This window comes from Flavobacterium sp. ALD4, assembly GCF_002836475.1.
In the GTDB taxonomy this organism is placed as follows: domain Bacteria; phylum Bacteroidota; class Bacteroidia; order Flavobacteriales; family Flavobacteriaceae; genus Flavobacterium.
Window position 1 is genome coordinate 313831 of the sequence record NZ_PJBJ01000030.1, and the last position, 12858, is coordinate 326688.

A 12858-nucleotide genomic window follows, 5' to 3' on the forward strand; every position below is an offset into this window, starting at 1 on the left:
TTTGTTTAATCGTATTAGACTTAAACATCGGGTTTAGATTGTACTTCAAATAATTGATTATTATATCTTTTTCTAACGAACGAATTATTTTTTTCTTTCAATTACGTAATTCACCATCAAGATTAAGGCATCTTTAAAATCTGAAGTAGGATAATTTTCTAATAACAAAAGTGCTTCCTGCTGAAATTCAAGCATTTTATTTTCAGCATAAAGCAAACCGTCATTATTTTTCACAAAAGCAATAACTGCCTTAACGCGATTTTTGTCTTTGTTATGATTTTTAATCGAATTAATCAACCATGACTTTTCTTTAGAAGTACAAGTATTTAGAACATAGATTAGCGGCAAAGTCATCTTTTGTTCCTTAATGTCAATACCTGTGGGTTTCCCAATAGCATCTTCAGTATAATCAAACAAATCATCTTTAATTTGGAATGCCATTCCGATCAGCTCTCCAAACTTTCTCATATTCTCTACCTGAATCTCATCGTCAATAACTGATTTTGCGCCAAGAGCGCAACAGGCGGCAATAAGTGTTGCGGTTTTTTTTCGAATAATTTCATAATAAATATCTTCCGTGATATCAAGTCTTCTCGCTTTTTCTATCTGGAGCAATTCGCCTTCGCTCATTTCCCGAACAGCGATTGAAATTATTTTCAACAAATCAAAATCACCGTTGTCAATAGAAAGCAACAAGCCTTTTGAGAGTAAATAGTCTCCAACGAGTACTGCAATTTTATTTTTCCAAAGTGCATTGATGGAGAAAAACCCTCTTCTGCGATTACTGTCATCCACTACATCATCATGAACCAAAGTTGCGGTATGAATTAGTTCAATAACACAAGCTCCACGATAGGTTCTTTCGTTCACAATTCCTGCAGAAACCATTTTAGCCGTCAAAAAAACGAACATGGGGCGCATTTGCTTCCCTTTTCGGTTCACTATGTAATACGTAATTCTGTTCAACAAAGCCACTTGTGAGGTCATCGATTCATAGAACTTTTTTTCAAAAAGTTCCATTTCTTTAAAGATGGGCTGTTTTATTTGAGAAGTAACATTCATTTAGAACACAAAGTTACACCTTTTAACAAACATATATAGCCTTAGTATTAATTTTAATACAATCTATATTAAATAATTGTTAGCTTAAAAAAGAGTCTGAATTACAGTATTTACAAAGCTAACCTAATATTAATTGTGACAAACGTTTTGTTAAACTTACCTTAATCCAATGCAGTAATTGGTGTTTTAAGTTTGCCCAACAAAAACTAATAAACCACGTGTTTTGTAAATCTCTTCTGGAGAAACTTATGAATGGGCGCATGCCGGTTTTTATCGTTCGTATCTGGATGCAGCTCATCAAGTCGATGCATGTATCAAAGAGATTTGGGATTTTCTTAAAAATGACCCTCATTATATAGACAAAACTGCTTTAGTTTTCACTACTGATCACGGTAGTGGTGATAAAGCAAAAACAGAATGGACGAGTCATGGAAATACGTTTGAAGGATCTTCAGCAATATGGTTTGCGGCTAAAGGGCCAAAAATAGAAATGAAAATAGAATCTAAATTGTATCAAAATAAATTTGTGCAAACAATGGCAAAAATAATAGACTATACGTCTGAAGCGGAGCACCCGATTGCCGAAGAAATTACAGGCGTAATCAAATAATACAAAACTAATTTTTTTACAAAAAGGGTTTGACTTTTCATTCAAACCCTTTTCTAATTTCGATTCTTAATTATTTATTTTTATCAAACTATGCTTGTTTATTTGCTAATTGCCCACAAGCGGCATCAATATCTTTTCCACGACTTCGTCTTACTTTGACCACGATCCCACTCGACTCCAACGCTTTTATGTAGGCATTAGTAGCATCTTCAGAGGCCTGCTGAAATTCACCATCATCTATAGGATTATATTCTATCAGGTTCACTTTGCAAGGAACATATTTACAGAATTTCACTAACGCATCTATGGACTCTTTATTATCATTAATGTCTTTCCAAACCACATATTCGTATGAAATTTTGCTTTTTGTTTTTCTATACCAATATTCCAATGATTCTCGTAAATCGGCCAAAGGGAAATTTTTACTGAAAGGCATTATTTGGGAACGAATCTCATCGATAGCAGAATGCAGTGAGACCGCTAACTTTACTTTCACATCGTCATCTGCTAATTTTTTAATCATTTTTGGCACTCCTGAAGTAGAAACCATAATTCTTTTTGGAGACATGCCTAAACCTTCTGACGAAGTAATCATTTCGATTGCTTTCATCATATTGTTATAGTTCATAAGCGGTTCTCCCATTCCCATAAAAACAATATTTGATAAAGGGTGATTGTAATACAAACGACTCTCCTTATCTATAGCCAATACCTGATCGTAAATCTCGCCGGGCTCTAAATTTCTCATTCTTTTTAATCGTGCGGTGGCGCAAAAACTACAATCTAAACTGCAACCCACCTGACTAGAAACGCAGGCTGTTGTTCTTGTATTGGTAGGAATCAAAACAGATTCTACCACTAAACCATCATGCAAACGAACTGCATTTTTTATGGTTCCGTCGTCAGAACGCTGTATCGTATCCACTTTAATGTGGTTGATGACAAAGTTACTTTCTAACATGGCACGTGTTTCCTTAGAAATATTAGTCATATCCTCAAAACTATGGGCGCCTTTGCTCCATAACCATTCATAAACTTGATTCCCACGAAAAGCTTTGTCGCCTTGGGTAACAAAAAATTCACGTAATAATTCTTTAGATACTGCTCGTATGTCTTTTTTCTCAATTTGCATGCTGCAAATTTAATAACAATTTCTTGATTTGTTGTTTTGATAATTTAATAACTTTACCGCAAATTGAAAAAACCCGTACAAATGCACTTCATTTCCCAAGAGTTAGAAGATTACATCGAGCAACACTCTGAAAAAGAACCTCAATTATTAGCCGCATTAAATAAAGAAACCTATCAGAAAATTTTATTGCCTCGCATGTTAAGCGGGCATTTTCAAGGTCGCGTTTTGAGCATGTTAGCTAAATTGATTCGTCCAGTAAACATTCTAGAAATCGGAACGTATACGGGCTATTCTGCTTTGTGTCTGTGCGAAGGAATGCTAGATGGCGGACAATTACATACAATTGACATTAAAGAAGAATTGGTTGACTTCCAAAGGAAGCATTTTGACAAGTCACCATGGGGAAACCAAATCATACAGCACCTAGGAGAAGCAGTGAATATTATACCAACACTGGATTTAAAATTTGATTTAGTATTTATTGATGCCGATAAAGAAAACTACATTAATTATTTTAATATCATTTTACCGAAAATGAATAAAGGAGGAATTATTCTTTCTGATAATGTCTTGTGGAGCGGAAAAGTATTGGAACCGGTACACCCGAACGACGTGAGTACCAAAATACTGATAGAATACAACCAATTACTAAAAAATGACCCTCGGGTCGAAACCGTTCTTTTACCTATCAGAGATGGCTTAACAGTAAGTCGAGTACTCTAGATTCCTAAATTTTAAGAAACCGCTCTTCTTTCTAAGACGACTGTCATAGCCCAGATGAATATAAAAATCCTTGTGGCTGAAAATGATTTTTTTCTAAACAAAAAAGAGCGACCAACGGAAGCTCCTTTATTGTGATTGAAAAGACCATTTTCAGTCATAAGATTGAAATGAACAGCTGGAATTGCTCCTAAAAATTAAAAAGTGGAAAATACTTTTTCTGGACTGTTTGATATATTTTAAACACTAAATACCCGGAAAATATCCCGAATAGATACCCACATAAAATATCTATTGGATAATGCAATCCTAAATAGATTCTACTATAAGCGAAGACTAGTGGCCATAAGAATAACATGTAGCCATATTTGTTATGGCGATGCATAACGCAATACATAAATGTGGCAACTGCCATACTATTTGAAGCGTGACCTGAGAAGAAACTAAAGGAACTACGACTTTGAACCACTCGTATTATGGTATTGATTTCGGGATTACTGCAAGGACGCAATCTTTGAAATCCATTTTTAAACAGATTAGTTGCCTGATCCGTGAATGTAATTAAAACGGCGATCGCCAAAATAAAATACAAAGTTTGTTTTCCTCCCAATTTTTTATAAATAAAAAACAATAAAAAAAGAAAAAAGGGAGTCCAATATAGTTGTTTGGTAATTGTTAACCAAAGACCGTCATACCTTTCTGAACCTAAACCATTCAAGAAAATCAGCAATTCAGTATCTAGAGACAGAATTTGATCCAGCATTATTTATTGCGCTTTACAGGTCCCGTAATATCTTCTATGTCTTCCTTCACTTTATTAGCCTCAGTAATAGAATCACCCATAAGGTCATTCTTAACTTTATCGACCTGGGTATTAAAGTTGCCGGTTAAATCTGACAGGGATTTTGAATCAAGACCATTAGCCTCGACTCCTTTTTGAATTTCACTTTTTATGTCGTTAGTCGCGTGTTTTAATTGCGCCATAGCCTTACCCATAGCACGTGCCATTTCCGGCACCTTATCTGAACCAAAAAGCATTAGAACAATAAACAATATAAAAACCAACTCTCCTCCTCCTATGCCAAACATAATTATCAATTTTAAGTGGTACAAAGATACCAAATTTAGAATCCCTGACTTTTAAATTTTTCATAAAAAAAAAGACTCTAAAAGAGTCTTTTTTTTTTAATGCTTATTCTTTAATCAAATTTACTTTTCACTATCTCTTTTGGCCAAGTGTTGTTAGTAACATCAATATCTGCTGTTTCTAATTTAGGGTCAATCTGAATTTTCTTGATTGCTTTCTCAGTAGCATATACTTTTCTAGCAGTGTCATTATTTTTTCTCCAGATTTGAGCTGGATACTTGAAGTTCTCAACAGTACCATCCTCGTATGTAATTTCAACTAGTATCGGCATCATCATTCCACCCGGCTTATTAAACTCAACCTCATAGAAGAATTTAGGAGAATTGAAACTTCCTTTTTCGTCAACGCCAAGTGTCTTTAAGTAATCGGAGAGTAATTTTACATCCTCAACCTTAAGAGGTTTCTTTTGATTTGCTTTCAACTCTTCATTACTTTCTGCAACTAAGTAAACAAACGGTCCTTTCTCTACACCAAAACGACCTTTTCTTACCTTAACGTCTTTTAGTTCTTTTGTAGGCGTTTCAGAAACATAGTATTGTTTCACATCGTTTATACCGATATCCACAAAATCAGTAGAATAAAACCACCCTCTAAAGAACCAGTCAAGATCAACCGCAGAAGCGTCTTCCATTGTTCTAAAAAAGTCTTCCGGAGTAGGATGTTTGAATTTCCAACGGTTTGCATATACTTTAAAAGCATAGTCAAACAATTCTCTACCCATTATCACTTCTCTAAGGATATTCAATCCTGTCGCAGGTTTTCCATATGCATTATTACCAAACTGCATTATACTCTCTGAATTTGACATGATAGGTTCCAAGAATTTTTGGTCACCACTCATATACGGCACAATGTTTTTCGCAGGACCACGTCTTGAAGGAAAATTAGTCCCTAACTCATCTTCTGCCATGAATTCCATAAAAGAGTTTAATCCTTCATCCATCCACGTCCATTGACGTTCGTCTGAGTTCACAATCATTGGAAAAAAGTTATGACCTACTTCGTGAATCACAACACCCATCATTCCGTTTTTAACTTGTTCACTAGTTACTCCGTTTTCATCAGGACGACCAAAATTCCAACAAATCATCGGGTATTCCATCCCTTGATCTTCCGCAGAAACAGAAACTGCTTTCGGATAAGGATAATCAAAAGTATGTGAAGAGTAACTTTTTAATGTATGCGCTACAGTTATTGTTGACGTTTCTCCCCAAAGCGGATTTGCTTCCTTAGGATAAATTGAAACTGCCATCGTAGTTTTAGTAGCTAATTGAACAGCCATAGCGTCAAGAATGAATTTTCTCGAAGTGGCTATACCGAAATCTCTAACGTTTTTTGCGCTAAATTTCCATGTTTTTTTCTTGTCAGAAAATCCTTTTTCAGCAGCTTCTGCTTCTGCCTGTGTAACAATCACTACAGGTTTGTCAAACGTTTTCTGTGCTAATTCGTATCTTTTTACTTGAGCTGGCGTAAACACTTCACTTCTGTTCATCAACTCTCCGGTCGCTTCCATAACGTGATCAGCAGGAACGGTGATGTTAACATCAAAATCTCCAAATGGCAAAGCGAATTCGCCGCTTCCCCAAAACTGCATATTTTGCCAACCTTCAACATCATTATAAACTGCCATTCTAGGATAGAATTGTGCAATTACATATATTCTGTTTCCTTCGCTTTCAAATGATTCATATCCGGAACGGCCTCCTTCTTTCTGGTAATCATTGATGTTGTAGTACCATTTTACAGAAAAAGATATTGATGTACCTGGTTTCATCGGCGAAGCCAAGTCTATCCTCATCATGGTGTGATTGATGGTGTACGTCATCGGAGCTCCTTTGGAATCTTTTACGTATTCTATATTAAAACCACGCTCTAAGGGTTTCTTTAAAAATTTGTCAGTAAAATTAGAAGCTGGAAAAGTTTGCGTTATTCTTTCGCTTTCCGCCAAGGGAGATTCAGAATCTTGAGCCTGTTGATTTTGATCCAATTGTACCCACAAATAATCTAGATTATCCGGTGAATTGTTATAGTAAGTGATCGTTTCAGAACCACTTAATTTAGAATTTTTGTCATCTAACTCTATGTCGATTTTATAATCTGCCTGTTGTTGATAATAAGCTGGACCGGGCGCACCTGCAGCGTTACGAAACATATTAGGCGTTGCTAATAAGTCGTACATCTGACTAAACTTGTTGGTATCGTATTTACCTGATTGCTTGGGAGTTACTGTTGTCGCTTTTTCTTGAGCAAATAGAATTGCTGGAAGAATAAAAAATAATGTAATTTTTTTCATGTAGGGAATTCGAATTATGTGAGGGCGTGAAAATACTGTTTTTTAACAAACATAGGTTCCTTTATCAGAATTTTAACATTCGTTCAGTGGAGGATGCGGTAAAAAGAAAACTTTGTTTTGTGCCCAAGATAGTGAAGTGAGTAATGTTTTGCTGCTCTGAATCCCAATCAACTAAAACAGCGTTGTGGACCTCTAAGGATTTTAATTTAGAGATGTCTTTTATACTTAAATAGCAAATAAGGACATCCCCTTCCATCTCTTTGCTTAAAAAATTCATGGCCTTAGATTGCCCATTGACTTTTATTATCAAGTTTTCCGATAAATATTTTTTGAGTAAAACTAAATCTTCGGGAGATTCTTTATTTGTACCTAAATAATGTTTCTTGGTGTATTTTTTCTCTAACGCTTTATTCAAGTCATCAGCAAAAATTCTAGAGGTGATTTGCAGCATTTCCTTTTCAGGAGCATACTCTATTTGATATACAGCCACATAAAATTTATGAAATCCAAAAGAGGTTAAAGTCAAGAAGAAGACTCCAAAAAAGAGATAAAATATTGTTTGTTTCATTGTGCAAAAGTAGCGATTCTTTTGCACTCTTCCTTTTTTGCAACAAGAAAATCAATAACTTGGAACAAATCCCCCTCCCTAAAAGAACAGCTTCGTGAGGAAGAATACACTAAAAAAGACACATCCTCTCAAATATACTTAGAAGGTAGTTATCTTTTTGTATTCTTTATTTTTTGTTATTAGAAAATCCATTAATTGGAATTCGGCGCTAGGCTGCATTAATGTTCTCGATTTACTATCGTTTTCACAAAAAACAAGAAAAAGCTTAATCTCGTCGTCTTTTAAATTCAGCGTATTAGAAAAAAAAGAATAATTAATTCTTTTCAAAACAAGCTCGGAGAAACTTGTGTCTTTATAAAAGTCTACTTTTTCAGGATTATTCTTTCTCAATATTTTTAGTACATCTTTATATATTCTAACAAAGTCCGTTCCATATTCTATACTACCGTCTCGAGGCATCGTTGTATTTTTTAGTGCTGACTTTTGATCACCAAAGTACATCAAATCGACATATTTCTGCGATTCACCTAGAATTGGACTCAGCTCTTTTTTGGCCGCAATTAATACTTCCTTTAATTCATTTGTGAAAACTTCTAGTGTTACAACAAATTGAGGCGTAATAAAATCCTCTTCCTTCAGCACTACCTTTTTAGATTTGAATGTCAGACTTGAAAAAACCAAGGTATCATTCACTTTAGCCAAAACTGTAAAAAAACCATATTCATTAACAATTGCACCCGCTTTTGAATTTGCATCAAAAACAATTACGTTTTCTACCGGTGCCAAATCGTTCCTTACCTGACCTTTGAATGTTTTTCTAGTTTCAATTTGACCAAAGGAAAATTGATAAAACAAACACAATAATAAGACTCCTATTTTAGTTTTCATTTGCTATGATTTTATTGTATTTCTTGGCTAATATAATAATCAGAAATTGAGATAATGTTTTGTTTCTGGCGTTCAGAGAACCGACTAAATCGATGTCCTCAACACAATAATATTGAAACCCCCGGATATACGCTTGAGGGATTTTTAATGTTTCACTATAATATTCAGGTAGAAAAAGATAATCTAACTTAACTAACATTTGCTCTTTATATTCAACTGCAACTTCTTTCTTAAGCATCGCTTTTCGTCCTGTAATCCAGTTCAAGGCTGGATCTAAAAGTCCTGAACTTGCAGTATATAATTTGCGTTCCGCGGGGGAATATTTCTTTTGTCCATAAGCAATAACTCCTAAATTCTCAGCACTAATCTGGGCTCTTTCATCAATAACAACTTCCCTTAAGTCAATACTTTCAGAAGTCATACTAATCTGAACAACAAGTGACGACAAATCTTGTTTATTTACTTGTCTACGTAAAGTTACGAGATTTACTGCAGAAAAAACTAAAACATCACCTTCTTTTGCAAAAAGCAAAAACAATCCTTCTTTATCAGAAGCGGTTGCGCTGTCTGTCGTTAGGTTAATAACATTAACCCCTTCTACAGAAACTGAGTCAAAACTTATTTTTCCATGAATTCTTTTAGAACCTATACTTTGCCCAAAAACAACTTGAGAAAGTAAAATTACAAACAAGATAAAAATGCTATTGGTTTTCACAAGCAATGATTTCATTATATTTAATAGCTAAGACGCCCAATAAGAATTCGGTGTTTAATTTATTTTTCGATTCTCAAATCAGGTTGAATCTCTCCTTTTCAACGGTGTAATACTGCAAACCTTTAACATAATCTAAAGATATTTTAAAACGGCTAATATACTGGTCTTTATCAAACATCTCATCGAGCATTGCTAAATAAGTTTCTTTCTTTTCAATTACAAGCTCTTTCTTGAGCGTAGCCGTTCTTGCAGAAATTAAATTGAGCAAAAGATCAAATACCATTAGATTCAATCTGCCTTAACTTGCAGCTGCATATTTTCGCTCAGCTTCAGCATGGGCTCTTTGATCTGCTGGAATAATCCCTAAGGAAACCGCGTTAATAATATTATAACTTCTGATCACAACCTCATCCAACTGATTCATCGTTAGATTCATTCTCACAAAAAAAAGTCAATTTTCAAAATCTTCTTAATTCAAAACAACCCGTCTATTTTTAGACTGCATCGCTGACGGCAACAAAGTATCCCCTACTCTTCGTTTAACCCAAATAACCTTCGATATCAGTTATTACCGCTTTTTCGCTGGTTAAATTAACGACATATATTCCGTCGATATTAAACCCATCTGCATTTACTTTTCCTTTCAATATAGAAGAAGTTGATTCCTGTGCCAAAGCTGCTGTAGCAAGAAAATTTATAAAAAGAAGACTAAACCCAACTATCATACTTATTGATATCTCAAATTAATGCCAAGCTGTAGAAGTATCTTAATCCCTTCTAAATTAACTACTAAGAAGTTGATAAAAAAAAGTTAATAAAAAATGAAAAATACAATAATAAGAAACTCGATTTTATACCTTTAACCCGAATAAAACAACACAAGAAATGAAAAATATTATTATCGCAAGCACGTCCACAGTGCATGGAAGTGACTATTTAGAGTACCTGCTACCCGACTTAAAGATCCACTTTGGAAATTGTAAAACGGTACTATTTATTCCATATGCAAGACCGAGTGGTATTTCACATGAAGAATACACGGCAAAAGCTGCTTTCGCTTTCGCCAAAATAAACATAGCGGTAAAAGGAATACATGAATTTGATGATGCTGTATTAGCCGTTGAAAATGCAGAAGGCATTTTTACCGGAGGAGGGAACACCTTTGTTCTTGTGGCTCAATTGTACAAAAACAACATCATGAATGCTCTTGCAGAAAGCATAAAAAAAGGAACTCCTTATCTGGGAACAAGCGCCGGAAGCGTCATTTGCGGGCTAAGCATGCAAACCACTAATGACATGCCTATTGTTTATCCACCAAGCTTTAAAACATTAGGATTACTTCCTTTCGACCTCAACGCACATTATTTAGACGCAGACCTGCAGTCAAAACACATGGGCGAAACGCGAGACACCAGAATAAAAGAGTTTCATGCTTATAACACCATTCCAGTATTAGGATTACGCGAAGGAAGTTGGCTGAAAGTAGATGGCGACAAAATAATAGTGAAAGGAGAGCTATCCGCCAGACTTTTCAAACAAAACCAGACTACAGAAGAACTTGAAACCGGCACTGACATCAGTTATATCAAATAACAAACCCGAAACAATTAAGTTTCAGATTTGAAGAGCGAAAGACGCACCCTCGCCAATTTTGACAGGAGGGTAATCTTCCCGGAAAAGAAATATGCCTAACTTTATAAAAGTTAGGTTTATTAAAGAGCAAAAGACGGGGATTCTCCTCAATTTTGACGAGACAACAACCTTGCTGTAAAAGAAATAACCCTAACTTTATAAAAGTTAGGGTTATTAAAGAGCGAAAGACGAGGCTCGAACTCGCGACAACCAGCTTGGAAGGCTGGAGCTCTACCAACTGAGCTACTTTCGCATTAGCAGGGTGCAAATATACAAACTAATTCACTTCAAAACAAGTTTTTTTAAAAAAAAATAAAAACACTTTACTTTGTGAAATTAAGAATGATCAAAGTACTATTTTTAAGTCCAATTTAAAGGTCCAAAAAACAGTTCAATACTACCAATAAAAAAGCCGAAACGATTAAGTTTCGGCTTTAAAGAGTGACAAACGAGGATTCTCGTCAATTTTAACGAGACGATAACCTTGCTGTAAAACAAATAACCCTAACTTTATAAAAGTTAGGGTTATTAAAGAGCGAAAGACGAGGCTCGAACTCGCGACAACCAGCTTGGAAGGCTGGAGCTCTACCAACTGAGCTACTTTCGCATTACTGAGGTGCAAATATAAATAATAAGTTGGGTTTGAAACAAGTTTTTCGATGGAAATTTTTCGTAAAAAAGGCGCTTTAATTATAATCGTTTTAAAATTAAATCGTTACATCTATTATTTTTTTACAATGGGATGTTTTACATCAAAAAAAAATATCCTCAGAGACCTATTGGGTCCGAAAATTAGTCCCCAAACCTAGTGAACCTAACATGACTAGTCAATTTGACGCTGACGATTCAGAAACAGCCTCGCATTTAAGTTTTTTTTTACACTAACAAATCAACAGACTTAATTTCGTCGTTTCATAAATTCAATCTTTGAAGAAAACTGCCAATCTCAAATATGGGGAATGGCAATTTTAAGAACCCAAAAAAAGAATGGTTATCTCGAAGCGCTCTTGCGCCATTTTGAAAAACAGTATCGTCCAGAAAACAGAAAATGAATTTGCTTCCACGCTCGGGTTCAACCTACAGGCTTTCATCAAAATTATAGTACATTAAAAGAAAAAACTTTGGAATAAAAAAAATCGGAGCACATATCCTGCGGTATAAAATTAAACAAATTACAGCCTACAGTATTTTAGGCCTATTCCTAAAAAGAGAAAAGCCACTTACTTAGATATTCCAAAATGCCGATAACAAAAAAGACGGCGTTTATAGCTTTAAAAACGGCGTCTTTTTTATTATGTGTTTAAATAAATATTATGAAACAAGCTTAGAAGCTGTCTTATAATTGTCTGAAGGATAATAAATAAACAGACAAGACTTATCTTTAATTGTTTGTATTATCTCGCTGGATAGATTAATAGGAAGTGCAGGACAACCTAAACTTCTTCCTAATCGTTTATTGTTTTGTATGAAAGAATTAGACACGTATTCTGCTCCGTGAATAACAACCGCTCTAACTCTGGCATTATCGTTAATCCCTTTTTCTAAACCATCTAATCGAAGAGATTTTCCATGCTTTCCGCTGTATATTTCACCTGTAGCATAAAATCCAAGGCTACTTTTAAAAGATTGAGCTGAATTTGAAAAACTGGTAGCAAATTCATTTCCTGTATTTCTTCCGTGAGCAACCAAAGAGTTATATAAAATAGTATTAGTGGTAAGATCGATCACCCAAAGTCTTTTAGAGTTAGATGACATACTAAAATCAATCAAGGTCAGTATATTTCTACGCACTAATCCTTTCTCTTTTAATAAATAGAAACCCTTAAGAGCTTCCGAGAAGCTCTCCAGCTTCGGTAACGCAAAATCATTGGAATCCAAATTGTTGTAAATGACTTCCTCATTACTTTCAGAAGTAGTCTTTATTACCTTAGCAACTTCCATTTTCTTTTCAGTCTTAGACTCTGAGAAAAATAAATTGCTTATCGAGAAAGAAATAACCATTAAAAATAGGGCAGGAAATGTTTTATAAATCATTGATTTTTATTGTTTTAAATGATAGATTAGGGTTTGTAAAAGTACTAAAACTGTTCG

General features: G+C 34.7%; 13 protein-coding genes and 2 tRNA genes. 2 read left to right on the top strand and 13 right to left on the bottom strand.

Features of this window, described 5'->3' with window-relative positions; translation table 11 throughout:
- Positions 1-84: 84 nt before the first annotated feature.
- Both CXF59_RS10025 and rlmN read right to left on the bottom strand, forming a co-directional pair.
- Entirely contained in the window at positions 85-1062 is a 978-nt protein-coding gene (locus CXF59_RS10025; protein ID WP_101137657.1) for a polyprenyl synthetase family protein, read from the bottom strand.
- A 698-nt stretch (positions 1063-1760) separates the two neighbouring features.
- On the bottom strand, positions 1761-2804 hold the full coding sequence (rlmN, locus tag CXF59_RS10035; protein WP_101137658.1) for a 23S rRNA (adenine(2503)-C(2))-methyltransferase RlmN: 1044 nt from the start codon (positions 2802-2804) through the stop codon (positions 1761-1763).
- Between the two features lie 81 nt (positions 2805-2885).
- On the opposite strand from rlmN, the gene CXF59_RS10040 reads away from it, so the two are divergent.
- On the top strand, positions 2886-3527 hold the full coding sequence (locus tag CXF59_RS10040; protein WP_101138519.1) for an O-methyltransferase: 642 nt from the start codon (positions 2886-2888) through the stop codon (positions 3525-3527).
- A 187-nt stretch (positions 3528-3714) separates the two neighbouring features.
- Here CXF59_RS10040 and CXF59_RS10045 read toward each other — a convergent pair whose 3' ends face one another.
- From CXF59_RS10045 to CXF59_RS10080, 8 genes are all read right to left on the bottom strand, one after another.
- Positions 3715-4287, bottom strand: a complete 573-nt coding sequence (locus CXF59_RS10045) for a phosphatase PAP2 family protein (RefSeq protein WP_101137659.1) — start codon at positions 4285-4287, stop codon at positions 3715-3717.
- Positions 4287-4613 carry a twin-arginine translocase TatA/TatE family subunit gene (locus CXF59_RS10050; RefSeq protein WP_101137660.1) on the bottom strand — a complete coding sequence of 109 codons (327 nt, stop codon included), beginning with the start codon at positions 4611-4613 and terminating at the stop codon, positions 4287-4289. The genes CXF59_RS10045 and CXF59_RS10050 overlap by 1 nt, the downstream gene beginning before the upstream one ends.
- 110 nt (positions 4614-4723) lie before the next feature.
- Positions 4724-6964, bottom strand: coding sequence for a M1 family metallopeptidase (locus CXF59_RS10055; RefSeq protein WP_101137661.1), 2241 nt, complete (start codon positions 6962-6964; stop codon positions 4724-4726).
- A gap of 64 nt (positions 6965-7028) precedes the next feature.
- Positions 7029-7532: a DUF6702 family protein gene (locus tag CXF59_RS10060; protein ID WP_101137662.1), complete on the bottom strand. Its 504-nt coding sequence runs from the start codon at positions 7530-7532 to the stop codon at positions 7029-7031.
- 138 nt (positions 7533-7670) lie between these two features.
- Positions 7671-8420 carry a hypothetical protein gene (locus CXF59_RS10065; protein WP_101137663.1) on the bottom strand — a complete coding sequence of 250 codons (750 nt, stop codon included), beginning with the start codon at positions 8418-8420 and terminating at the stop codon, positions 7671-7673.
- Positions 8410-9150: a carboxypeptidase-like regulatory domain-containing protein gene (locus CXF59_RS10070; RefSeq protein ID WP_101137664.1), complete on the bottom strand. Its 741-nt coding sequence runs from the start codon at positions 9148-9150 to the stop codon at positions 8410-8412. Before CXF59_RS10070 ends, CXF59_RS10065 begins: the two co-directional genes overlap by 11 nt.
- Before the next feature lie 283 nt (positions 9151-9433).
- Positions 9434-9577, bottom strand: a complete 144-nt coding sequence (locus CXF59_RS14995) for a hypothetical protein (RefSeq protein ID WP_157824567.1) — start codon at positions 9575-9577, stop codon at positions 9434-9436.
- A gap of 97 nt (positions 9578-9674) precedes the next feature.
- Positions 9675-9860 carry a hypothetical protein gene (locus CXF59_RS10080; protein ID WP_101137666.1) on the bottom strand — a complete coding sequence of 62 codons (186 nt, stop codon included), beginning with the start codon at positions 9858-9860 and terminating at the stop codon, positions 9675-9677.
- Positions 9861-10020: 160 nt separating this feature from the next.
- Between CXF59_RS10080 and pepE the strand changes: the two genes are divergently transcribed.
- Positions 10021-10728 carry a dipeptidase PepE gene (pepE, locus tag CXF59_RS10085; protein ID WP_101137667.1) on the top strand — a complete coding sequence of 236 codons (708 nt, stop codon included), beginning with the start codon at positions 10021-10023 and terminating at the stop codon, positions 10726-10728.
- Between the two features lie 219 nt (positions 10729-10947).
- On the opposite strand, the gene CXF59_RS10090 is transcribed toward pepE, so the two are convergent.
- The 3 genes from CXF59_RS10090 to CXF59_RS10100 all read right to left on the bottom strand — a co-directional run bounded on the left by CXF59_RS10090 (position 10948) and on the right by CXF59_RS10100 (position 12801).
- Positions 10948-11020, bottom strand: a tRNA-Gly gene (locus CXF59_RS10090).
- Positions 11021-11301: 281 nt separating this feature from the next.
- Positions 11302-11374: transfer RNA gene (locus tag CXF59_RS10095), tRNA-Gly, on the bottom strand.
- Between the two features lie 704 nt (positions 11375-12078).
- Positions 12079-12801 (bottom strand): murein L,D-transpeptidase catalytic domain family protein, encoded by a 723-nt coding sequence (locus CXF59_RS10100; RefSeq protein ID WP_101137668.1) that lies wholly within the window; start codon positions 12799-12801, stop codon positions 12079-12081.
- Positions 12802-12858: the final 57 nt, after the last annotated feature.